Annotated in this window: 14 protein-coding genes, 3 rRNA genes and 1 riboswitch; all 17 genes read right to left on the reverse strand. The window is 53.7% G+C overall.

The annotated features are described in order from the left end of the window. Positions 1–37: 37 nt before the first annotated feature. The gene (locus tag BBD41_RS10460; protein ID WP_007132753.1) at positions 38–901 is read right to left on the reverse strand and encodes a carbohydrate ABC transporter permease; all 864 of its coding nucleotides are present in this window, start codon (positions 899–901) and stop codon (positions 38–40) included. After that, entirely contained in the window at positions 898–1,857 is a 960-nt protein-coding gene (locus BBD41_RS10465) for a carbohydrate ABC transporter permease (protein WP_099477549.1), read from the reverse strand. The genes BBD41_RS10460 and BBD41_RS10465 overlap by 4 nt, the downstream gene beginning before the upstream one ends. A gap of 132 nt (positions 1,858–1,989) precedes the next feature. Next, on the reverse strand, positions 1,990–3,360 hold the full coding sequence (locus tag BBD41_RS10470; RefSeq protein ID WP_099477550.1) for an ABC transporter substrate-binding protein: 1,371 nt from the start codon (positions 3,358–3,360) through the stop codon (positions 1,990–1,992). A gap of 240 nt (positions 3,361–3,600) precedes the next feature. Beyond that, positions 3,601–4,665 carry a PhnD/SsuA/transferrin family substrate-binding protein gene (locus BBD41_RS10475; protein ID WP_099477551.1) on the reverse strand — a complete coding sequence of 355 codons (1,065 nt, stop codon included), beginning with the start codon at positions 4,663–4,665 and terminating at the stop codon, positions 3,601–3,603. A 317-nt stretch (positions 4,666–4,982) separates the two neighbouring features. After that, positions 4,983–5,963 carry a ketoacyl-ACP synthase III gene (locus BBD41_RS10480; protein ID WP_167392968.1) on the reverse strand — a complete coding sequence of 327 codons (981 nt, stop codon included), beginning with the start codon at positions 5,961–5,963 and terminating at the stop codon, positions 4,983–4,985. A 132-nt stretch (positions 5,964–6,095) separates the two neighbouring features. Beyond that, positions 6,096–6,839 carry a GDSL-type esterase/lipase family protein gene (locus BBD41_RS10485; RefSeq protein WP_099477553.1) on the reverse strand — a complete coding sequence of 248 codons (744 nt, stop codon included), beginning with the start codon at positions 6,837–6,839 and terminating at the stop codon, positions 6,096–6,098. A gap of 409 nt (positions 6,840–7,248) precedes the next feature. After that, positions 7,249–7,365 (reverse strand): 5S ribosomal RNA (gene rrf / locus BBD41_RS10490). 278 nt (positions 7,366–7,643) lie between these two features. Beyond that, positions 7,644–10,690, reverse strand: a 23S ribosomal RNA gene (locus tag BBD41_RS10495). Between the two features lie 424 nt (positions 10,691–11,114). Continuing rightward, positions 11,115–12,669 (reverse strand): 16S ribosomal RNA (locus tag BBD41_RS10500). Together the 16S, 23S and 5S rRNA genes form the textbook arrangement of a ribosomal RNA operon. Before the next feature lie 771 nt (positions 12,670–13,440). Next, positions 13,441–14,811 carry an NCS2 family permease gene (locus BBD41_RS10505; protein ID WP_007133020.1) on the reverse strand — a complete coding sequence of 457 codons (1,371 nt, stop codon included), beginning with the start codon at positions 14,809–14,811 and terminating at the stop codon, positions 13,441–13,443. Between the two features lie 213 nt (positions 14,812–15,024). Continuing rightward, a riboswitch (purine riboswitch) is annotated at positions 15,025–15,123 on the reverse strand. 273 nt (positions 15,124–15,396) lie between these two features. Further along, complete coding sequence (guaA, locus tag BBD41_RS10510) at positions 15,397–16,935, reverse strand: glutamine-hydrolyzing GMP synthase (RefSeq protein ID WP_077569779.1); 1,539 nt, start codon at positions 16,933–16,935, stop codon at positions 15,397–15,399. 78 nt (positions 16,936–17,013) lie between these two features. Next, a complete protein-coding gene (locus BBD41_RS10515; RefSeq protein WP_099477554.1) occupies positions 17,014–19,320 on the reverse strand; it encodes a transglutaminase TgpA family protein in 2,307 nt (768 codons plus the stop codon). Beyond that, complete coding sequence (locus tag BBD41_RS10520; RefSeq protein WP_099477555.1) at positions 19,295–20,605, reverse strand: DUF58 domain-containing protein; 1,311 nt, start codon at positions 20,603–20,605, stop codon at positions 19,295–19,297. The genes BBD41_RS10515 and BBD41_RS10520 overlap by 26 nt, the downstream gene beginning before the upstream one ends. After that, positions 20,602–21,609: an AAA family ATPase gene (locus BBD41_RS10525; protein WP_099477556.1), complete on the reverse strand. Its 1,008-nt coding sequence runs from the start codon at positions 21,607–21,609 to the stop codon at positions 20,602–20,604. The genes BBD41_RS10520 and BBD41_RS10525 overlap by 4 nt, the downstream gene beginning before the upstream one ends. Positions 21,610–21,923: 314 nt before the next feature. Beyond that, positions 21,924–22,757, reverse strand: a complete 834-nt coding sequence (locus BBD41_RS10530) for a carbohydrate ABC transporter permease (RefSeq protein ID WP_007133025.1) — start codon at positions 22,755–22,757, stop codon at positions 21,924–21,926. A gap of 29 nt (positions 22,758–22,786) precedes the next feature. Next, positions 22,787–23,740, reverse strand: a complete 954-nt coding sequence (locus tag BBD41_RS10535; RefSeq protein WP_186311090.1) for a carbohydrate ABC transporter permease — start codon at positions 23,738–23,740, stop codon at positions 22,787–22,789. 29 nt (positions 23,741–23,769) lie between these two features. Then, complete coding sequence (locus BBD41_RS10540; protein ID WP_099477557.1) at positions 23,770–25,089, reverse strand: ABC transporter substrate-binding protein; 1,320 nt, start codon at positions 25,087–25,089, stop codon at positions 23,770–23,772. Positions 25,090–25,186 lie beyond the last annotated feature (97 nt).

Below are 25,186 nucleotides of genomic sequence, written 5' to 3' on the forward strand. Positions count from 1 at the left end.
GCCGGGCGGCATTCCTTGTCGAATGCGCTCTTGTCGATTAACTTTTTATGGCGCCTGATGTCAGGCCGGCGATAACCCAGCGGCTGAACAGCAGGAACACGATCAGCAGCGGCAGCGTTGCCGTGAAGGTCGCGGACATGATCATCCCAAAATCAAGGCCGTCCTTGTTCGTGAACAATTGCTGAAGCGCGATCTGGATCGTATAGTTTTCCCGGTTCTTGAGCACGACGAGCGGCCAGAAGAAGTCGTTCCACACGTTCATGAAGTTCAGAATGCCGAGCGTTGCCATCGCCGGCGTAACGACCGGAATAGCAATGTTCCAGAAGATGCGGAAATGGCCGCCGCCATCGATCCGGCCCGCCTCGATCAGCTCGGTATGGACCGCCGAGGCGATATACTGCCGCATCCAGAAGATTCCGAAGGCGTTGACCATGGCGGGCACGATCAGCGCTTTATAGCTGTCGATCCACTGCAGCTTGGCCATGATGACATATTGCGGCAGGACGCCGAGCTGGGCAGGCACAAGCATGGTCGCGATGACGAATACGAACAGCGTTTTTTTCAGCGGAAACTCATATTTGGCAAAGGCATATCCGGCCAGCGTGCACAGAAATACGACCGAAAGGGTAACCGCCGTCGAGACGACGACCGAGTTGAGCAGCGCCCGGAAGAACTCGGTCCGCTCCAGCACGCGTGCGAAGTTATCGAAAAAGGCAGTTCCCGGCGTAAGCAGCGGCGGAATTTGAAAGGCCGCATCTTTGCCGTTGGTTGCGACGACGAACATCCAGTAGAACGGAAATATCGAAACCAGGGCGCCGAGGATCAGGAATACGTAAAATAACGTCTTGGCGACGATACCGGGTTCATCCGGCTTTTTGCGGGTGACTGAAAGTGTGCTCATGCTTTTTTCCTCCCCGTATCTCCGCCCATCCGGCTCGACAGCATCATATTCAGGACGGAGAACACAATCGTTGCGATAAACAAGAGGACGGCCGTAGCGGCTGCGGTTCCGAAGAAGCCGTTCTTGAACGCCTCATTGTATAAATAGGTGACCATCGTGACCCCTTCCTGCCTCGTGGAGCCTGTACCTGATTGCCCCAGGAACACATACGGCTCCGTGAACAGCTGCAGCGCGCCGATCGTGGACACCAGGGTGACGAACAGAATAAACGGACGAAGCAGCGGCATGGTAATGTATATAAACTGCTGGCGGCGGCTGGCCCCGTCGATCTTCGCGGCTTCATAAATGTCGGTCGGGATGCTTTGCAGTCCGGACAAGAAAATAATGGCGTTATACCCCATCCAGCGCCACATGACCATGGTCGAAATGGCGATTTTGACGCCCCACCAGCCGGAATTGAACGGAACGCTTTCCATGCCGAACGTGTTCAGCATCCAGTTGACCATCCCGTTGTTGCCGAACATCGTGCTGAAGACAAGCGTAACGGCTACAATGGACGTAATATTCGGCATGAAATATAGGACGCGGAACGTATTCTTGAACTTGTTCAGCGCAGAATTCAGCATGACCGCTACGAACAAGGCCACGATGAGCTGCGGGACGGTACCCATAAGCGCCATAATGAGCGTGTTGCCGAATGCGATCCAGAACGTCGGATCCCCGGTGACGAACTCGTAGTTTTTGAGGCCGACGTATTTCATCGGACCCAGCGCGTCCCACTTATAGAACGACAAATAGATGGTAAACACGATGGGATACAATCCAAAGATGGAGAACAAAATAAAGAACGGTGAAATGAATGTATACGCCGTAAAACGGCTGCGCCGGGTCTCGGTCAAAAACCGCCTTTTTTGCGGCAGCGGCTGCGGCCGTTCGGCTGTAGCGGTATCCGCCATGGATGCACCTCCAGGAAGTAAGTGATAAATCCGAATCCGGGAGAGGATGCTTCAGAAGATCCCCTCTCGAATTCGGACGTTTTAAGTTTCATATGGTTGTCATGGTCGGGAGTGGCTGGCCCTCCCGCTGCCCTAACTGCGCTCAACCAATGTTTTGATTTGCTGCATCGCGCTCTCCCATTCTTTTTGCGGGTCGGCCTTCTTCTCGAGCACGTTTTTAAGCGCATTTTTAATAATCGTGTCGGTCTGGTCATGCAGCGGTCCGTAGTATACCGGCTTGACGCGCTCCGCGGATTGGGCATAGGCTTCCGCAATCACCTGGCCGCCGAAAAATTCGTCCTGATCTTCCTTGAACGTCGGTTCGTCGTAAACGGCCGGAATCGATGGGAACAATCCGCTGTCTTTAAACGATTTCAGCTGGTTCTCTTTGCTGACGAGCCAAGAGATGAATTCGTAGGCTTCCTTCGGATGCTTCCCTTCCTTCGGCAGCGTCAGGAACGAGCCGCCCCAGTTGCCTGCGCCTTCAGGCAATTGGGCGATTTTCCACTTGCCTGCGCTGTCCTCAGCATTGCGAATGGTGCCTGCGATCCAAGCCGGGCCGAGCATGACCCCGAAATCGCCGTCATTAATCGCTTTCTGCCATTCCGGAGACCACAGAATCCAGTTGCCGATCCAGCCTTCCTGGATCCCCTTGACGGTGAAATCATAAGCCTTCTTCACTTGCGGGTTGGTCTCGCCGATAAAGCTGCCGTCTTCTTTATTGAAATAGATTTGATCCGGCGACTGGTCGCGAACGCCGTTATATACCAGATCCGTCAGGTCGGCAAACGGCTTGCCCGTTTTGTCCTTGAACTGCTTCGCCACGGTTGCAAACTTATCCCACGTATCGATTGCGGCACTGAAGGCTTCCGGATCCGTCGGCAGCCCCGCTTGCTCAGCCAGATCCGTACGGTAATACACGACCGTAGGGCCGATATCCGTTGGAAGGCCGAGCTGGAAGGAGCCGTCCACGGATGTTGCCTGCTTCCATTTCCAGTCGAGATAGTTGCCTTCAATGTCTTTCGCGCCGAGATCATAGAGGTTGTGGAACTTGTCCTGGTTGTTAATGAAGCGCTCCATGAAGGCGATTTCAAGCATGAAAATGTCAGGCGCGCCCGAGCCGGCGGACAATGCTGTCGTCAGGTTGTTATGATGGGCCGTCTGATCGGACGTGTTCTGGAACTTCACGGTGATGTTCGGATGCTCCTTCGTATACTCCTTGGCCAAATCCTCATAGTTGGTCGTACCCAGCGACCAGAAGGAGAGCTCGATTTTCTCTGTAGAGCCGCCCTCATTCGAGTTTCCTTCGTTCGAGCCGCCTTCGTTCGTGCTGCCTCCTCCCTCCTGCTTAGCACCGCCTCCCGGCGAATCAGCGGAGTTGCCGCCACCGCCGCCGCAGGCAGCCAGTGAGAAGACCATGATAATGCTCAGGAGCAAGGCGCTCCATGTTTTGAATCTGCTCATGCTTTTACCCCTCTCATGTAACTTATTTTCTTTTTTAGTCTAATGGGAGACGGGCAACATTTTGAGGAGGCAAACTTCCGAATTCAGGTTGAATTTATTACGATTCGGGGCATCGGCAACCGGAAGAAATTCATCCACGACAAAAAGACCTTATGCACTTTAGGGGCATAACGTCTTAATTGGGTTTCTTGTTTCAACTGCTAATACCGCCCGCTCTAATCGGGGCGGCTATACCCTCCCTTAATCGATTAGCTCCCGAATCGGGTGGAACCATGCATCATCGACGGGAAGAAATCGCTCCATTCCGGATGTTTGCTTGAACAGGCCCGATCCCTCCGCGTCCTCCGGCAGGAAAATGTGCGGATTCCCGCTGACTTCATCGGAAGTAAAGGCATCCAGCAATTTTTGCTGATCCTCACCGCTAACGGTATCCGTATTGATCGCAAAGGGCGGGTTCAGCACCGGTGTGACCGATATAATCGTAAAGGCTTTGCCGGCCAGTGCATGAAGCGGCTCTGCGGCATCTGCCTTGACCTTATAGACGGCGCCGGGCATTTTCGCCGTTCCGGATGACAGCTCGATATCGTCGGATAGACATAGATCGCAGAAGGCCGCCACATCAGCTTTACCTGTCAACAAATTTGCAAGCGAGCCCGGATGCGTTCCCCCGTACAGCACGTCGTGAAAAATCCGATCCTTCCCGCCTTGAAGCAAGTCATCTGTCGTCAAATCCGGATGCTTGTCCAACCTGCCCAAAGCTCCGATCAATTCATGGGCAGGCACCTTAAACCCGGACATGGAGGAATCGGACACAAATGATATTTTTTTACCGGCGATAGGCTCCAAAGCATAACCGGGTCCGCGTTCATACGCCCCCTCCTCGCCTTGACGCACGCTCACCCAGCTGAAATAGAAAGCGTCTTCGAGCGTTCCGGTTTCTCCGCTTGCGACGACCAGCGGCTGCACCTTCGGATTTGCGGCGTTCGCTCTGACATAGCCCTCTGTTCCGATGAATGCCAGATCGGCTTGTCCGTTCGCAATCGCATCGATGGCATCCATATCCTCCGTCAAGATGGTATGCTCGACTTGTTTACCCGTCGCTTTCTCGATCACTTTGCCCAGCTCATCTCGGGCTTCCTTCACCACGGCCCCGGATTCGCCTTGAAGCCAGGCGATGGTTATCGTGCCCTCTGATTTTGGGCCAGCCCCTGCCCCGGCTACGTGTAACGCTCCGCCATTCGTTCCGCAGCCTGCTGCTGCCACCAGCACAACCAGCGAGATCATGAGCAGCCAAATCTTCTTCATCAAACCATCTCCTCTCGGGGACCACCGGTCGATGGTCTGCCATGCATCCAAACCGGATAATACGTGCTGTATTCACAGCTGCGAATACACTTGTTCCCCAACTTCCCTATATGAAATCAGTCTAGCTTGTTGCTGGGTCGCAAGGGTCAATGCCGTGTAATAATTATGTAAAGCCAAGGTAAACATGGGGTCGGACAAATAAAAAAACAAGCCAGGACCGAATCGTCCTGACTTGATTTTCTTAACAGATTTATGGAAAGCTCTAGCTTTTTAACTCTACGTTTCTCGAATAAATAACCCACTTGCCAGCCATCGCCTTAGATCATCCATCGAATGATGGATCCCGCAAAAGTCATGCCGCCGCCAAAGCCGTAGAGCAGCGCGTTGTCCCCGCTCTTCAGCCGGCCTTCATCAATGGCCAGCTGCAGCGCCAACGGAATGGATGCAGCCGATGTATTCCCGCGGTATTCGACGCTCGTCAGCGTCCGGTCGAGCGGAATCGGCCCGCGTTCGCATATCGCTTCGATCATTCGGAGATTGGCGCTATGCGGGACGAACCAGTCGATGTCTTCCGGCGACATGCCTCCTTTATCCAGAAGCTCGCGGACGCCGTCCGGAATATTGCGGACGGCCCATTTATAAATTTCGCGGCCGTTCTGCACGAGGCAGCCGCTCTTTAGCTCCTCACCGTCCATCTTCTCGGACAGGGCGGTTTTATATAGATGAATACCCCCTTCACCGAAGGTGCCGGACGTGGACGCCAGAATGCCCGGCCGATTCTCATCCGCTTCCAGCAGCACCGCGCCGGCCCCGTCACCGAACAGGACACATGTCGTTCGGTCGGTGTAATCCGTAATTTTGGAGAGCGTCTCGGCGCCAATGACCAAAATTTTCGAGTAGGCTCCGCCGGATATAAGCCCGTCAGCCATTTGCAGCGCATAGACGAAGCCGGCGCATGCCGCATTCACATCAAGGGCGCCCGTGCTGACGATGCCAAGCTTGGACTGAACCCTCGAAGCCGTGCTCGGGAAGGAATACTCCGGCGTGCTGGTTGCCACAAGAATCATATCCGCATCCTTCACGGTAACACCGTATCGATTGACCATATCTTCCACGGCCTTGATTGCCAGATCGGATACAAATTGATCCTCCGCAGCGATGCGGCGCTCTCTCATCCCCGTCCGCTGAATGATCCATTCGTCGCTCGTATCCACCATCTTTTCTAAATCCGCATTGCTCAGGACGCGGTCGGGAACATACGTCCCGATGGCCGTTATTTTTGACTTGGATTGATTCATGATGACACCTCCATTTTTATTTACGTCTATTATAACACCAAGTATTAGGACTTGGTACTAATTTATTAGGATAGGCGCCATTTGGACAGCCCAACTCTCCCTTCCTGAAAACCAAGGTTATCCGTGAGTGCGTCAGTTGTCCTTTGAGACGTCGAGACGTTCAAGATATTTCTTCAAATTATGTAACACGACCGCGTATCCGTCAGGAAACATGTGTATACCGTCAATGGCAAACTCCTTGTTCAAATGACCCTCGGCATCCATCAATCCGTCATTTACGTCAATAAAGGTATACCCGTGCTTGGCCGCCAACTGCTTGATCGCATCGTTTGCTTCCCGAATCGCCTCATTCGTTCTTCTCTGAAAAATCTCCTCCATCGAAGCTCTGGACACAAACGGAAAGTCGTCTTTGGCATTTACGGGATAGTAGGCCATGACAAATACCCGGCAATCGGGCAGCCTTGTAGCGGTGCGGGTCAAAATCTCGTCGTAGTTTGCAAGCAGGCGCTCCAGCTTATAATCAGGCGCGCTGATATCATTGGTCCCGATGTTGATGAAGATGTTGGAGGGCTCAAGGTCAAAAACACAAGTTTCCATCGACGCTAATAATTCCTCAGTGACATAGCCCGCAATCCCGCGATTGTAGATACAATACGGGAGTGCCAGCGTCTGCTGCAGCTCATTGATCGGGAAAAATTCCATCAGCGATGAGCCCACCATTACCACCTGGCCTTTCCGGGCCAATCGATTGAGCTTCTGGTAGTGCAGCAGCTTCATCTTCTTTTCATCGTACGCTTCAGGCCATGCATCTTCCTGGATCCTCGGCTCCCGGTCCTCCGCCGTGTGCCACCCTTTATTTTCGTCCGCTGATGCCATTTATATCCCTCCCCTTTCAAAGGTTCAGATTTTGATTTTGTTTACCCTTTCATTCTAAGCCATTTCACGTTTCCCGCAATGCTCTTGATCGTTTGGAATGATGAAATACGCTGAGATTCACCGAAAAAATAAAAAACAGGACCGGGACAAAGCTAAGCCCTAATCCGGTCCTGTCTTCGATACGTCATCCCCTGCAGCTCCGATATGGTGGCCTGAAGGCTCCATGACGGCTCGCAGCTCCAATTGTGGGCGGGTAGACGCCACTGCTCAACTGAACGTGCCATGAATGTTTTGCACATTCAGACAGTTTTTTGGCCGTGGCAGGAATCGCAAACCTCCGATTATGCGTGTAACCATATAAAAAAACAAGCCCGTTTATCGATATGTCGATAACGGGCTTGTTGGTTGTGCTTGGCGGCGTCCTACTCTCCCGGGACCCTTCGGTCCAAGTACCATCGGCGCTGGAAGGCTTAACGGTCGTGTTCGGTATGGGAACGCGTGGAACCCTTCCGCCATCGCCACCAAACATGATTTTTGCGCTGCGTTTGCTTCAATGATGGCTCATCAGCAAAATATCAAGCCTTAGAAAAGGCATGCAGCTTTAAAATCGTTTCAAGATTTGTTGAACCTTGAAAACTAGATACGAAACGTCTTTGCGTTGATTAGAATCCGTAGCATTGTCCCTTCAGATCCTCAGATCTTTCCGGGCCCCGCCAAAGTAATCGGAATCAGCTGCGAAGCTCTTCTTCACTTTGGTGGGTTTTTGTCTATGCTTCCGTAGCGAGCTTTCTTTCAGAAAGCTTGTAGGATAAGCCCTCGACCGATTAGTATTGGTCAGCTCCATGCATTGCTGCACTTCCACCTCCAACCTATCTACCTCGTCGTCTTCAAGGGGTCTTACATACTGGGAAATCTCATCTTGAGGGGGGCTTCACGCTTAGATGCTTTCAGCGCTTATCCCGTCCGTACGTAGCTACCCAGCCATGCTCCTGGCGGAACAACTGGTGCACCAGCGGTACGTCCATCCCGGTCCTCTCGTACTAAGGACAGCTCCTCTCAAATTTCCTACGCCCACGACAGATAGGGACCGAACTGTCTCACGACGTTCTGAACCCAGCTCGCGTACCGCTTTAATGGGCGAACAGCCCAACCCTTGGGACCTACTTCAGCCCCAGGATGCGATGAGCCGACATCGAGGTGCCAAACCTCCCCGTCGATGTGGACTCTTGGGGGAGATAAGCCTGTTATCCCCAGGGTAGCTTTTATCCGTTGAGCGATGGCCCTTCCATGCGGTACCACCGGATCACTAAGCCCGACTTTCGTCCCTGCTCGACTTGTAGGTCTCGCAGTCAAGCTCCCTTATGCCTTTGCACTCTTCGAATGATTTCCAACCATTCTGAGGGAACCTTGGGGCGCCTCCGTTACTCTTTAGGAGGCGACCGCCCCAGTCAAACTGCCCGCCTGACACTGTCCCCGTACCGGATCACGGTACCAGGTTAGAACCTAGATACGATCAGGGTGGTATCCCAACGTCGCCTCCACACAAGCTGGCGCTCATGCTTCTTAGGCTCCCACCTATCCTGTACAGATCGTACCCAAATCCAATATCAAGCTGCAGTAAAGCTCCATGGGGTCTTTCCGTCTTGTCGCGGGTAACCTGCATCTTCACAGGTATTAAAATTTCACCGGATCTCTCGTTGAGACAGCGCCCAAGTCGTTACGCCATTCGTGCGGGTCAGAATTTACCTGACAAGGAATTTCGCTACCTTAGGACCGTTATAGTTACGGCCGCCGTTTACTGGGGCTTCGGTTCACAGCTTCGGAGTTGCCTCCTAACCGCTCCCCTTAACCTTCCAGCACCGGGCAGGCGTCAGCCCGTATACTTCGCCTTGCGGCTTCGCACAGACCTGTGTTTTTGCTAAACAGTCGCTTGGGCCTTTTCACTGCGGCCCCCTCGGGCTATTCACCCTACCGAGGCACCCCTTCTCCCGAAGTTACGGGGTCATTTTGCCGAGTTCCTTAACGAGAGTTCTTCCGCGCGCCTTAGAATTCTCTTCTCGCCTACCTGTGTCGGTTTGCGGTACGGGCACCTTCACCTGACTAGAGGCTTTTCTTGGCAGTGTGAGATCATGACCTTCGCTACTGTAATTTTCACTCCCCATCACAGCCCAGCCTTACGATGTGCGGATTTGCCTACACATCAGCCTCACTGCTTGGACGGACATCCATCAGTCCGCGTCACTACCCTCCTGCGTCACCCCATCGTTCATAACGGTTTACGGTGGTACAGGAATTTCAACCTGTTGTCCTTCGACTACGCCTTTCGGCCTCGCCTTAGGTCCCGACTTACCCTGAGCGGACGAGCCTTCCTCAGGAAACCTTGGGCTTTCGGCGGATCAGATTCTCACTGATCTTTTCGTTACTCATACCGGCATTCTCACTTGTATGCTGTCCAGCGCTCCTTACGGTACACCTTCAACCTGCATACAACGCTCCCCTACCCCTGAATCGACTTCACTCCGCCTTCGAAGTGTGTTTAACCCCTGAGAGCATTTGGTCATCCTTGATTTCATCTCAAGTCTGACATAAATGTTCATCTCAGGCTCACTACCTCAAAGAAGCAGTGAAGTCGATTCAAGCCATAGCTTCGGTGGTGTGTTTAGCCCCGTTACATTTTCGGCGCAGAGTCACTCGACCAGTGAGCTATTACGCACTCTTTAAATGGTGGCTGCTTCTAAGCCAACATCCTGGTTGTCTGTGCAACTCCACATCCTTTCCCACTTAACACACACTTGGGGACCTTAGCTGATGGTCTGGGCTGTTTCCCTTTTGACAATGGATCTTAGCACTCACTGTCTGACTCCCGGACATAAGTCTATGGCATTCGGAGTTTGACTGAGCTTGGTAACCCTTGCGGGCCCCGCACCCAATCAGTGCTCTACCTCCACGACTCTTCATTCCGAGGCTAGCCCTAAAGCTATTTCGGGGAGAACCAGCTATCTCCGAGTTCGATTGGAATTTCTCCGCTACCCCCACCTCATCCCCGCACTTTTCAACGTACGTGGGTTCGGGCCTCCAGTGCGTGTTACCGCACCTTCACCCTGGACAGGGGTAGATCACACGGTTTCGGGTCTACGTCCACATACTAAAATCGCCCTATTCAGACTCGCTTTCGCTGCGGCTACGGCTTCTCGCCTTAACCTTGCATGGGAACGTAACTCGCCGGTTCATTCTACAAAAGGCACGCCATCACCCATAGATCGGGCTCTGACTTCTTGTAAGCACACGGTTTCAGGTTCTATTTCACTCCCCTTCCGGGGTGCTTTTCACCTTTCCCTCACGGTACTGCTTCACTATCGGTCGCTAGGGAGTATTTAGCCTTAGCAGATGGTCCTGCTGGATTCATACGGGGTTTCACGTGCCCCGCACTACTCGGGATCCGTCTCGGAGGGTTCACATTTTCGATTACAGGGCTTTTACCTTCTATGGCCGGCCTTTCCAGACCTGTTCGTCTAATCTAAACCTTTGTAACTCCATGTGAGACGTCCCACAACCCCAGAGAGCAAGCTCTCTGGTTTAGGCTGTTCCGCGTTCGCTCGCCGCTACTGACGGAATCACTCTTGTTTTCTCTTCCTCCAGGTACTTAGATGTTTCAGTTCCCTGGGTATGCCTCCTCGCATCCTATGTATTCAGATACGGGTAACTGGCTATTACACCAGCTGGGTTTCCCCATTCGGACATCCCCGGATCGAAGCTTGCTTACAGCTCCCCGAGGCAGTATCGTTGTTCGCCACGTCCTTCATCGGCTCCTAGCGCCTAGGCATCCTCCGTGTGCTCTTAGTAGCTTAACCATGTCGCTCCAGCTTCGTGCCATGTGCTCTGTTGTTCGCTTGTTTCCTGAATGGATAAAACCACTCAATGGTGAAACAAGCTTCCAAAGGATCGATGATCCCAAAACCTTCGCGTGCTACTTTTATTGAAACTTGTTTTGACACAAGTTCAGCTAAAAGGATATTTCTAAAACGCAAATTCGTTTCGTTATCTAGTTTTCAAGGATCAAATTCCTTCGGTCATTTAGCGACCGGAAGAATATCTTATCAATTCTCAGCGTTCTTGTCTACAAGAAAGATCTGGAATCAACAAGTTTGAGAGGTTGAACTCTCAAAACTGACCAACGAGTGAGTAGGTCGACTTTACTTCGTAAAGCCTATTTATCCGGCAGCTTGCGCTGACCGTATTTGTACCGCTTCGCTACGGAAGCGAGGTACTCCATAGAAAGGAGGTGATCCAGCCGCACCTTCCGATACGGCTACCTTGTTACGACTTCACCCCAATCATCTACCCCACCTTCGGCGGCTGGCTCCCGTAAGGGTTACCCCACCGACTTCGGGTGTTGTAAACTCTCGTGGTGTGACGGGCGGTGTGTACAAGACCCGGGAACGTATTCACCGCGGCATGCTGATCCGCGATTACTAGCAATTCCGACTTCATGCAGGCGAGTTGCAGCCTGCAATCCGAACTGAGACTGGCTTTTTAGGATTGGCTCCAGATCGCTCCTTCGCTTCCCGTTGTACCAGCCATTGTAGTACGTGTGTAGCCCAAGTCATAAGGGGCATGATGATTTGACGTCATCCCCACCTTCCTCCGGTTTGTCACCGGCAGTCACCTTAGAGTGCCCACCCAAAGTGCTGGCAACTAAGATCAAGGGTTGCGCTCGTTGCGGGACTTAACCCAACATCTCACGACACGAGCTGACGACAACCATGCACCACCTGTCTCCTCTGTCCCGAAGGCCGCCCCTATCTCTAGAGGATTCAGAGGGATGTCAAGACTTGGTAAGGTTCTTCGCGTTGCTTCGAATTAAACCACATACTCCACTGCTTGTGCGGGTCCCCGTCAATTCCTTTGAGTTTCAGTCTTGCGACCGTACTCCCCAGGCGGAATGCTTAATGTGTTAACTTCGGCACCAAGGGTATCGAAACCCCTAACACCTAGCATTCATCGTTTACGGCGTGGACTACCAGGGTATCTAATCCTGTTCGCTCCCCACGCTTTCGCGCCTCAGCGTCAGTTACAGCCCAGAGAGTCGCCTTCGCCACTGGTGTTCCTCCACATATCTACGCATTTCACCGCTACACGTGGAATTCCACTCTCCTCTTCTGCACTCAAGTTCCCCAGTTTCCAGTGCGTCCCGAAGTTGAGCCTCGGGTTTAAACACCAGACTTAAAGAACCGCCTGCGCGCGCTTTACGCCCAATAATTCCGGACAACGCTTGCCCCCTACGTATTACCGCGGCTGCTGGCACGTAGTTAGCCGGGGCTTTCTTCTCAGGTACCGTCACTCTCATAGCAGTTACTCTATGAGACGTTCTTCCCTGGCAACAGAGCTTTACGATCCGAAAACCTTCATCACTCACGCGGCGTTGCTCCGTCAGGCTTTCGCCCATTGCGGAAGATTCCCTACTGCTGCCTCCCGTAGGAGTCTGGGCCGTGTCTCAGTCCCAGTGTGGCCGTTCACCCTCTCAGGTCGGCTACGCATCGTCGCCTTGGTGAGCCGTTACCCCACCAACTAGCTAATGCGCCGCAGGCCCATCCTCAAGTGACAGATTGCTCCGCCTTTCATAACCCTGCCATGCAGCAGGTTTAATTATCCGGTATTAGCTACCGTTTCCGGTAGTTATCCCAGTCTTGAGGGCAGGTTGCCTACGTGTTACTCACCCGTCCGCCGCTAAGCTAACGGTTTCCCGAAGGAAACCGTTGCTCCGCTCGACTTGCATGTATTAGGCACGCCGCCAGCGTTCGTCCTGAGCCAGGATCAAACTCTCCAATAAGGATTTTTCGAGTGGATACTTCCTGGATCACTCCAAGAAAATATCCAACCGTTGAGTTTGTAGCTCATTAGAAAAACTGACGAGAATTTGTTCAATTCTCTATTGTAACTCCCCGCCGAAGCGGTTCGTTTTTACTCACTCGTTGTTCAGTTTTCAAAGATCAACCTTTTCGTTACCGGCGAAGCTCGTTCGCATCAGCAACTCTTATAATATATCACATCCATTTGAGTTTTGCAAGCTTTTTTTGAATTTATTTTTTCGTTCATTCATTTCAGCTTGTGATTCAAATGTTGTCCCTGCCTTTTTCTCGGCCGGAATTAGAATATAACACATCTTCAAGATAGAATGCAAGCATTTTTTAAAATAATTATACTAATGCTCCAATACACCGATACCGATACAAAGTAATCCGTCAACTGAGCTACGGACGATCATCAATGATCGTCCCCGCTTCATCATACAGTATGTTTCGCTTCATTATAAGGCATATAATATAGCTTGATCCCTACATTAAGATTCGTTCGTACATTATAGTAAGATTTGTTCGCACATCCACCAGCTAAGCTTCTATTTAAATGATGAACGGGATCGGGGACAGAGCCAACGTATGGTGATGTCTCGGCAAAACAAACGTTTAGAATTCGAACCGCTGCTAATTAATAAACGTGTGCAGAAGCAACCGGTCCTGATGACATTTATTGAAAAGCATACAAACAAAAACCGCCTCTATATAAATAAGAGACGGTTTTATTATGCGTAATTGACGAATGATTATTCGGCCCCGAGGAACGCGTAACGGACCAAGATGATCACGAACAGGATCCACATCAGCCAGTGCACCTTCGTGTCGGTGCGCCCTGTCAGCTTACCGAATACGGCAAGCACCACGTAAGCAATGATCCCCGCCGAAATCCCGTTGGCGATTCCGCCTGTGAACGGCATCAGGATGATCGTGAGGAATGCAGGGAAGGCTTGCATGAAATCATCCCATTCAATATCACGAACCTGGCTCATCATCAGCACGCCGACAACGACAAGCGCCGGAGCCGTAGCAGCAGAAGGAACGACCAGAGCAAGCGGAGCCAGGAACAGTGCAAGAATGAACAACACGCCTGTCGTTACGGCCGTCAGACCGGTACGTCCGCCTTCGGCAACACCGGAGGTGCTCTCTACGAATGCCGTAATCGTACTTGTACCGAGAAATGCGCCGGCACTCACGCCGCCCGCATCGACGAGCATCGCTTTACCCAGCTTTTTCTCGCCTTCTTCTTTATTCTTGAGCAATCCGGCACGACCCGCAGTACCGACTAATGTACCGAAGGTATCAAACAGCTCAACGAACGTGAAGATAAAGATGACCTCGATGAGCCCGATTCCGAGCGCGCCTTTCAGATCCATTTGGCCGACGGCCAAATTATCGAAGGATGGAATCCAGCTTGCGGTGCTAAGACTGGACAGGTCGGTGACGCCCATCGGAATACCGATCAATGTCGTCAGCACGATACCGATCAGCAAAGCGCCCTTCAGCTTCATCACCATCAGAATCGCAATCAGGAACAGCCCGATCAGAGCCAGCAGCGTATCCTTGTGCTCAACGAAGTTCCCAAGGCCCATATTAAACGCGCCTCCCGGTACCGGCTGGCTAACATCCGTCCCCGGATTGATCGACACGGTAACCAGATTGCCGAGCTTCAAGCCGACAATGGTGATAAACAAGCCAATCCCGACCGTAATGGCAATTTTAAGGTTATTCGGAACGGCCGTCAGCAGCATTTGGCGAACCTTCGTTACCGTCAGAATGATGAAGACGATACCGGAAATAAATACGGCTCCGAGTGCAGCCTGCCATGTAATGGCTCCGTTCGAGCTCAGCACGACGGTCATGAAATACGCATTCAAACCCATACCCGGCGCCAGCGCAACCGGAATATTAACGAAGAAGCCCATCGCCATCGTTACAAGTCCCGCACCGACCGCAGTCGCGAAGAAGACGCCCTCCTGCGGAATGCCTGCCCCGTTAGGACCGAGAAACAGGTTGTTAACAAGCAGGATGTAAGCCATCGTCATAAACGTCGTAAGGCCAGCGATAATCTCGGTTCTTACTGTTGTTCCGTGTTCCTTTAGCTTAAAGAAACGCTCCATTATAGAGATATCCCCCTTAAAATTAATGACAGGCAACAACAAATAGACCCTAAGGATAAATCCCCAGGGCCGCTGCTTGGAAAAAAGAGCCGCAAAACAATAGCCGTCGGAACACAGGCTAATGACGTTTCGTGAAAACCGGGGCAGGACTGCGGGAAGCTTCTTCCCTGACAGTGCCAGCCGGCTGCAGAAACGCAGTAGGCGTCCGCATTATATTGCCGCTCCTCTTTTCGTAGCAAGATCATTACGGTGACCTGTAGAGACTCCCGGGCCCATTCCCGGGATTATACGAAAAAGCTCGTTATTTGTTATTGTCGTGTCGATTTCTACTCATATTCTAGGACGAGATGCCCAAGCTTGTCAACAACAAAAACGAATATTACACTTGTTAATTTAAAGTAATGTTCGGGATTTAAGAGCAAACCCCTGCCCATTGTAGGTCGACAGAACTATTTGTAAAAAACACCCCTGCCATCAAGGCATATCATAACCTGATATCCCCGGTAGCAGAGGTGTTCACGTTCATCCTTTTCGTCTCTCGACTTCAACGAATCGGTTTATATCGTTCGATCTCCCGGACTACTCCTACTCCCACTCGATCGTTGCAGGCGGCTTGGACGTAACGTCATACACGATCCGGTTGACGTTCTCCACTTCGTTGACGATGCGCACCGAAATCTTCTCGAGCACATCCCAAGGAATGCGGGCCCAGTCAGCCGTCATGCCGTCGATGGAGGTTACGGCACGAATGCCGACCGTATAGGAATACGTACGGGCGTCGCCCATAACGCCAACGCTCTTCATGTTCGGAAGCGCGGTGAAATATTGCCAGATTTCGCGGTCCAGTCCGGCTTTCGCGATCTCTTCACGCAGGATGTAATCGGAATCCCGCACAATCTTCAGCTTCTCCTCGGTCACTTCGCCAAGAACGCGGATCGCGAGTCCTGGTCCCGGGAACGGCTGACGGTGTACGATCTCGTCCGGCAGGCCAAGCTCCTCGCCGACTTTGCGGACCTCGTCCTTAAACAGGGCCTTCAGCGGCTCGATGAGTTTGAACTTCATGTCTTCAGGAAGTCCGCCTACGTTATGGTGGGACTTGATGGTATGCGCCGTATCCGTTCCGCTCTCAACGATATCGGTATACAGCGTGCCTTGAGCGAGGAATGCAAAATCGTCGAATTTGCTGGATTCCTCGTCAAATACGTAAATAAACTCGTTGCCGATAATTTTACGCTTCTTCTCCGGATCATCCACGCCCTTAAGCTTGGACATAAAACGGTCGCGCGCATCGATCTTGACGACCTTCATATCGAACTTGCCGACGAAGGTATCCATCACGCTCTCAGCCTCGCCCTTGCGCAGCAAGCCGTGGTCAATGAACATGCAGGTCAGCTGATCGCCGATCGCTTTATGAATCAGCATGGCCACAACGGAAGAGTCAACGCCGCCGCTCAGGGCGCACAGCACCTTCTGGTCTCCGACAACTTCGCGGATTTCGCGAACCTGGTCGTCGATAAAGGTCTCCATGCTCCAGTTGCCTTCGCACTGACATACTTCGTAAAGGAAGTTTTTGATCATTTCATTCCCGTACACGGAGTGGCGTACTTCAGGATGGAACTGCACGGCGTACAGCTTCTTCTCTTCGTTGCTCATCGCAGCAATCGGAGCGGATTCCGTACCTGCATCCAGCTTGAAGCCGGTTGGCAGTGATACCACATGATCGCCGTGGCTCATCCATACGGTCTGCTTCTGCTCCAGACCCTTAACGAGCGTGGTGTTTGGATTAAATTCCAGCTCAGCCTTTCCGTACTCGCGCTTGGAAGCACGCTCTACTTTACCGTCCAGCTGGTGGGCCATCAACTGCATGCCGTAGCAAATGCCGAAAATCGGAACACCCAGGTCATAAATGGCAGGATCGACATGCGGGGCATTTTCGGAATAAACGCTCATAGGGCCTCCCGAAAAAACAATCCCGCGCGGTGCCAATTCCTTAATCTTCTCCACGGACGTATTGTAAGGCAAAAGCTCGCTATATACGCCAAGATCGCGGATCCGTCGTGCTATAAGTTGGTTATACTGTCCACCGAAGTCCAAAACAACGATGATTTCATTAGGCTTATTCATTACCGGGCCTCCCTTGATTAATGAAATTAATTATACGCAACCCGAATTCATACCGTCAAGAAAGAGGCCCCTTCGTTTTCATGCCAGTTTTTTGACAATTCGAAGACACTGGCGTAAAAAGTGTACCTTTTCCGTCCGGGTCCACGGTTCATTTTGAAAAGCCGCCCTTTCCCAGCGCCATGCAAACTGCATTAATTCAAGCCTCAAAGCCTCATCCGTAACCGATAACGACGTAATATATTGACGTACAGTCTGGCCCCTCTCGAACGCTCCGAACCTGCGCTGGATTTTCTCCCATACGGGAGCCGAGGCCGAGACAAGCCCTTCCCTTGGAGAGACCGCGATCCGGCTTGACAGCATCAGGAAGAAAAGCCTCTCCCGAATGGACGGAAGGCAGTAGATCGCTGCCGCTGCCGCAGGAGCGAGAATCAAAAGTCCTGCTGCAAAAGAAACAGGCCCAAGGGTAGAGATCAGCATCAGCACGTTGGCGGCGGCATCCAGCACACGATCCCATAAGCCGGACCACGGCAGATGCGAAGCCGTAATCTCGTCCGCTGTCGCCGGAGGCGTGGAAGGCTCGGTGCCGAATCCAGGGGTAGGGTCGAACATCACCCAGCCGGTTCCCGGGAAAAATACCTCCACCCAGGCATGGGCGTTCTTTTCGGCAATGCGGTACGTATGCTTCTTCCCCTCCACCGGTTCACCCGGTGCAAATCCGGTCACGTAACGGGCGGGGATTCCTTCGCTTCGCAGCATGACGGTCATCGCCGTTGCAAAATGCGCGCAGTACCCTTCTCTCGACTCAAACAGAAACTGATCGGCAAAGTCGCTGCCCTCCGGGGGGATGGCTGTCTGCAGCGTATACGTGTAGTTCCGCTCCAAATAGGATTCGATTGCCTTGACCATTTCATACCTGTTCGAGGCACCCGACGTAACCGTCTTTGCCAAATCACGGACCCTGCCGGGGAGGGAATCGGGAAGCTGCAGATACAGCTCTTTCATATACGTCGGATCGCCGGCTGATGCACGAAGACTTTGCATATCATGCCGGATATATAGGGATTCCACGGTATAGCGGGACAGCGCCGCATCCCCTTGCATGGATACGGTCTCGGACATCCGTTCCACCGAAAGTGCCGGCTCTCGCTTCCCTCCGGCCGTTTGTACATCGGACACCCGGGAAATAATTCCCCCGGCCAGCAGCGGCTTTACTTGGGATGGCTCTTCAAACTCGAGGGTCTGCACCAATGTTTGTCCTTGGGACCGCTCCCAGAAGGGGAGCTTATCCCTTAGGCTCTCCGTCAGCTTGGCTGTCGTTCGGATGGCGTGATCCTGGCCCCATTTCCGGCCGTCGTACAAGCTGTAGGCTTCGCCGCGCCAATAGGTCGGAATCGGTGATTTTGCCGTGAAAAACACCTCATCGCTCATCGATAACGGACCGCCAAGCTCGCCCATCACAGGCGAGTATCCGGTCATTCGGGCGGCAGGCAGCGCATCCTCCGCCGCATCCCGGACGTGCTCCCCTATTCCCGAGATCCGCTCAGCTAGATCCGTTAACGTCAAGCCGGCGCCTTCATAAGGCTCGTTGAAGGATCCGCCAAGACGGGCTGCCCCGATGGCAAGTACCGCCGTCACGATCACGGCCGTACTCCAGCGAAGCGTCAGCAGTGCCGAAGATCGGCCTTGGTCCGCGAACGGTCCCTGTCTTGCTTCATCATCTGAGGCTTCCCGGCCCAGCCTCACAATATGCATCAGCCCTTGAGCCATCAGAAGATAGAGCAAAGCCAGCCCCATATCGGAATACAGGCTTCGCTCCGACACGGAGGCAAGCACGGCCAAATAAACCAGCGTCGAGCCTCCGAACAGCCAGACGGACAGGCGGTAAAGGGACAGCATATGAACGGCCGATACCATGATGCCCCAGCCGATCAAGAGAACCATCGTTCTGCTCTCCTCGCTGAGCGCGGTAAACGCCCGCGTGTTTATGACGGCCGCCGCATCCCCTGGAAGGATGACCGAAGCATATTCGTGCAGCCATTCCAGCGGATTGGCATAGTTAAACAATTGGGCACACAGCCAAATGACCAGCAAAGCGTTCGGCGGCAGCCACACCCATTCACGCCAGGCGGTCAGGCCTTGAAGGAGAAGAATCGCCGCAAGAAGAGCCAGTGCTTGCAGAATCAGGTCCCCGCCCGCCCCGTTAACGGCCTGCAGCGGGAGCAGCCACTCCGACAGCAGTCCTGCTACCGGCAGGGTAATGAGCGCGCGCTGAAGGACGGTCCCGGGAAACGTTCTGGAAACGAGGGAAGAACGGATAGGCCCGGCGGGATGGCTCCCGGGCCCAACGCGTTCTTCCGCTTTACCATGCAAGCTGACCGGATCCATTTCCATTCCCTCCCTTCAACGAACCATCTGCCGGAGCTTCAGGTATTCCGCCTGCGATAACCAGCCTTCCTCCCAGGCGGTAAAATTCCTCGGCCCGCTCCTGTCCCGTCGAACGAAACGGATGCCCGCCATCCCCGGAAATGCGCATGGCTGTCCGCTGCTGCCCGCTGCGCAAGCAGCATATCGTAACGTCCCGAATACCGCTATTCAGCAGTTTGATTCCAAGCAAGGCCGCTTGCTCATTCATGGTCCCGGTTATAATCGTCCAAGCCGTATCCCTCTCCAATACATCCGTCGACATCCGCGCGTATTCCTCATGAGGATCAGCCGCTTCAACCCCGCCCGATATCCGGACAGATGCCAGCGGAAGGAGAATATCCCGCCTCTGCGCAGCGTTATCGCCTCTATATTCAGACACAGGCGTCAGGGATTGGTACGCGCTTGTCCACAGCTTGTAAGGCACTCGGCGGTCATGAAGCTGACAGAGGAACCCGGCTGCGGCAGCAACCGTCTGCTCGAAGATCTCATCGTGCTTGCTGCCTCCGTCTCTTCCAAAGAGCCCTTGGCGCATCGTATCCAGCGCAATGCACTGGCGGATACCGCTCCCTTCCTGGGGCAGGAACGATTGCAGACGCCCCAGCTTGGCGGAATTTTTCCAGTGAATCCGGTTCATCGGATCCCCGGGAATATAATCCCGCAGGCCGCTGCCCCGAATGTCCGTCCGCCTCTTCGCGAAGGTCCGTTCATCCTCCCGATCGGCTGACCCGCCGCGGGGGACGACTTGAAGCTCAGGGCCCGCCGCCGGCCGGGGAAGAACGGAGATTCCGGTCATTTCACCGGTCAGCTGACGGCTGAACCGGAACCATCCGAACAGGTCGCCCCAAGCCATCTCGCTGGTGGCCTCCGACCAGATGCCGCGGGGAAGATGATCAAGCTGATAGCTGTAAGTGAGATTTTTGCGAAAACCGGGAAACAACAATTTCCGATGCGAGCAGCCCCCGATCGTATCATGAACCATCATCCAAGGCACCGGCAGCACGGTTTGATAAGCAATCCGAACCGTAACTTGAGCGGAGTCCCCCCTGTAGATCCATGCCGGAGCGCATGTCCGGCTGACGGTAATCCGGGACGGTCCGAGCAGCCTGAGCGCGGCCCCTCCGATCAGCACGAGCGTGCACGCGAGCCACAACAGCCGGAGAGCTTCGCCCCCCAGCCACACATAAAGACCCAGCGCTGCGAGCCATATGGCGAGGGCTCTCATCCAATCCGCCTGCTCCCGCTTCACCGCGAGCCGCCTTTCCGGCTGCGCTGGCGCGGAAGCTCGAATTGGGCAAGGATGGCGTCCACCATCTCCTGCTGAGTCAATCCCGCTGCCCGTCCTTCATGGTTCATATGAATCCGGTGGGCAAGCACCGGAACAGCTACGCGAAGGCAGTCATCCGGAATAACGTACATTCTCCCGTCCATATAGGCTGATGCTTGGGACGCCCGGTACCAGGCCAAGGTTCCCCTCGGGCTGATGCCGAGCGCCACTCCCCGCTGCCTGCGGGATGCATCCGCTACGCTGACCATATAGCGTTTGATGCTGTCATCAACGAACACGCGCGCCGCCGCCTGCTGCATCGCAATCAGCTCGGAGCCTGCCAGCAACGGCTTCAAGCTATCCGGCGTGGCGCTGCCGCCCCTGCGCTCCAGGAGCGCCATCTCGCCTTCCATATCGGGATAACCCAGCGACATTCTCATGAGGAAGCGGTCGAGCTGGGCTTCCGGCAAACGGCTCGTCCCCTCATATTCATAAGGATTTTGGGTTGCGAGCAGGAAGAATGGGGCGGGCAGCGGGTAAGTCCGGCCGTCGACGGTGACCCTGCCTTCCTCCATCGCTTCCAGCAGCGCGGACTGCGCCCTGGGGGATGCGCGGTTAATTTCATCGGCGAGCACAATGTTCGCCATGAGGGGGCCGGGGCGAAAGACAAATTCCCCCGAATGGGGATAATAGACGGAGGCTCCGGTAATATCCCCCGGCATCAAATCGTACGTAAACTGAATCCGGTTGAACTCACAGCCGATCAACGCAGCCACCGTTTTGACCAGCATCGTCTTCCCGACGCCCGGCACATCCTCCAGCAGCACATGCCCACCAGCCAGCAGTGCGATCATAGTAAGCGAAATCTGTTCTTCGTGCCCGACAATGACGCTGCCGATCCGGCTTCTAACTTTACCGAGCAGGTCCGGAGCCCACTCGGGATCCATTCGCTCCTCTTCCATCATGGATGAACGCAGCAAGAACATCACCCTCCAACCTTCCATATTCATAGAACAAAACATAGTTGATAGCCTTAGTTATGAATCTATGAATAGGTTTTCCAAGATGACTCCAAGATAGACATCGGTTATGGGCGAAAAGCGGTAGAGGCAGGATATTCAGGGAGCCCGAATAAGGCTTGCTGCTATGAGAACGATCGTGCCCCAGGAGCATAACCCGGTACTTATTGGCGGTTAGCGGACGTAAGAAAGCCCGCAAGAAGAAAGCGGCTATGGCTTCCTCTTACGGGCCTGCTGCGGCTCGTGCATTCGTTTTTTCTTTCGTGAACCTTTTGCGGGATCTACCCCTTAATTCCGGACAGCGTTACGCCTTCAATGATGTATTTCTGTCCGATGATATATACGATCAACACCGGGATCAGCGCGATGGAAGCACCCGCCATCATCAGCGTCCAGTCCGTGGAATACATGCCACGGTACAGGTTCAGCATCATCGGCACCGTAAATTTGTCCGTGCTGCTGAGAAATATGAGCGGGTTGAAGAAGTTGTTCCACATCCCGAGAAACGTGAAGATCCCCAGCGCCGACAAGGCCGGCTTAATGAGCGGCAGCATGATTCGCGCATAGATGGTCCATCGGTTCGCACCATCCACGATGGCCGCCTCCTCCATCTCCTTCGGTATCCCTCTGAAGAACTGCCTGAGCAGAAACACGCCGAAGGCGTTGAGCAGGGCGGAGGGAACGATGATCGCCAGATGCGTGTCCAGCCATCCGATATTTTTCATGATGAGATACAGCGGTATGATCGTGACCTGCCCCGGGACCATCATCGTGGCCAGGAACAGGATAAACAGCGGCTCCCGGAAGGGAAACGATATTTTGGCAAAAGCATAGGCGGCCATCGAACAAGTTACGAGCTGCGATACCACCACGATAACGTTGATATAAAAGCTGTTCAGATAAGCTCTCCCGAAGGGCAGCGCCGTCAGGGAGTCCTTGTAGTTGGACCAGACGAACGGGTCCGGAATCCATTTGGGCGGAACGACGAACACCTGGGATAAATCCTTGAGCGAGCTGAGCACCATCCATACGAACGGCAAGGCCATGATGCAGGCGCCGATGATCAGGACGGTGTGCAGCAGGACGGTCGACGCCCGCAATCCTCGGTACGGCATGTAGCTTCTCCTCCTTCCTCTTGCGTCCATTAATCCTCGTAATGAACCCAGCGCCTGGACATCTTCATCTGGAACAGGGTCAGGGACAGAATCATCAAGAACAGGATGACTGCCGCCGCCGTGCTCTTGCCGAAGGTGAAGTCCGCAAAGGCCGTTTCATAAATGTGATAGACAAGGGTATAGCTGGCTTTCGCCGGACCGCCGGACGTCATGACGAAGGATTGGTCGAACACCTGGAAGGAGCCGATAATCGACATAATGGTCACGAAAAAGGTGGTCGGCGACAGCAGCGGAATCGTAATGTGGATGAGCTGCTGCCATTTGCCGGCGCCGTCGATCTCAGCCGCTTCGTAATAGCTTCTCGAGATTCCCTGAAGGCCGGCCAGGAACAGCACCATATTGCCCCCAAGCCCCATCCACACGCTTAGCATGGCGATCGAAGGCATGACGTATCTCGAATCGGTCAGCCATGACGGTCCCGTAATGCCGAACCACTGCTTCAGATACATGTTGATCAGCCCGAAGTCGGCGTTGAACAGCCACATGAATACGACGGCGACCGCTACCGACATCGTGATGTTCGGCATGAAATAGATCAGCCGGTAAAGGATTTTTCCGCGAACCCGATTCAAGCCCACGGCTACGAGCATCGCCAGCACGATCCCTGTCGGCACGGACAGAACGGTATAGTATACCGTATTGACGAGCGCAATGCGAAACTCCTCGTCCCGCAGCTGGCCGATGAAGTTCTGAAAGCCGACGAACTGCTTCGTCCCCATCCCGTCCCAATTCATCATGCTGATCACGAAGGCCGAGACGAGCGGAATTAATGAAAAAGCGACCAGTCCTAGCAGTTGCGGGAAGATGAACAAATAGCCCCACAATCCTTCGGATGTTTTGCTGCTCAGGGAAGAGCCCCTTCTCTCCGGGAGCCGCTCCGGAGAAGGGGCGGCTCCCGGGCTTCCTGCAGGCTGCACGTTCATGTCTACTCACCCTTCCTCTCGGAGCTGGATTATTTTTTGCTGTTCTTGTAATCCTGGATCTTCTGGTTGGCCATAGTCTGTATATCTTTAAGCGAGCTATCAAGCTCCTGATTCTTCAGCCATAACGCTTCGAATTTCGAGGTAATGTCCTGGCTCAGCCCCGGGATGCCGGCCTCGAACGGCGTCAGCGCATAGCCAACCTCGCGCGCGTCGAGGAACAGCTGGGCATGCTCCGGCAGGTTGCCCTCGAGCACGACTTCATCGGTGCCTGCTACGGACGGAACCGCATTGCCGCCGCCCTGGAGACGGAAACGCTGCCCGTCTTTATTCAAATATTCGGAGAAGAACGTATACGCGGCCTCTTTATTCTTCGAGGCTTTATTCATCACCAGATATGCCGTAGGAATGCCGGCCGGCTCGATTTTGTTGCCCGTATTGGTCGGCCAGGTAACGACGTCGTATTCAAGGCTCTCATTTTTCTTGAACAATGGAAGATACCAGCGCCCGGCACCGACAAAGCCTACCTGATTGGACATGAACATCGCATCCCCGCCCTGTCCTTTCGGCAGCGTGCCGGAGAACGTGATATTCTTCGACTTCACGTTGTCATACAGGAACTGGAACGCTTCCTTCGCCTTCGGATCGTCGGCCGCGACGAAGTTTCCGTTCTCGTCATACACCCGGCCGCCGTTGGAGGTAACCCAGCTGTGATAGCTGTTCCAGGAGTTATCCAGCACGTAGCCGTACTTGTTGCTCGCCCGGATCTTGTCGGTCATCTCCTTGAACTTGTCCCAGGTCCATTGCCCGCTAGCCTGCAGCTCCGCCGGCATCTCGGTAATGCCCGCGTCTTTCAGCACCTTCTTGTTGTACCAAAGCACCATCGGGTTGCAATCCACCGGAACCCCGTACGTCTGTCCGTCCCGGACCGCAGCTCCCCATAGTCCTTCGAAATAGTCCTCTTTCTTGATGAGGCTGTCCGGAGCCTCCATGTACGGGGTCAGGTTCTCGATGCTCTGGTTTTCGATCAGCTTGACGATCAGGCCGTCGCCGGCATAGAAAATATCCGGTGCCGTTCCGCCCGTCAGCTGTGTCAAAATCTTCTGGTCATACTCGCCGGGAATCGGAATAAACTCCACTTCGATCTCCGGATGCCGCTTGTTAAAGTCCTTCGTCATCTCCTGAAATCGGGTGAGCTCCCCGGGGTTGCCCCAAGTTGCCCATTTGATCTTGACCTTCTCGCCGCTTGCCTGGCCGCCCCCGTCCGATTCACCGCCCCCGCATGCTTGAAGCAGCATGGACAGCAGAAGAATGACAGCAAGCAATGCCCCTCTTTTACGCGTTCTTGTCATTTTCATTTCCTCCGTTTCCGACCGATTTGGACTAACCTGAAAAGACTTTTGTAAACGCTTTAATTATAAAATTTTGGCAAAAAGCTTTTGAACGGAT

Source organism: Paenibacillus ihbetae, assembly GCF_002741055.1.
Taxonomy (GTDB): Bacteria; Bacillota; Bacilli; order Paenibacillales; family Paenibacillaceae; genus Paenibacillus_AQ; species Paenibacillus_AQ ihbetae.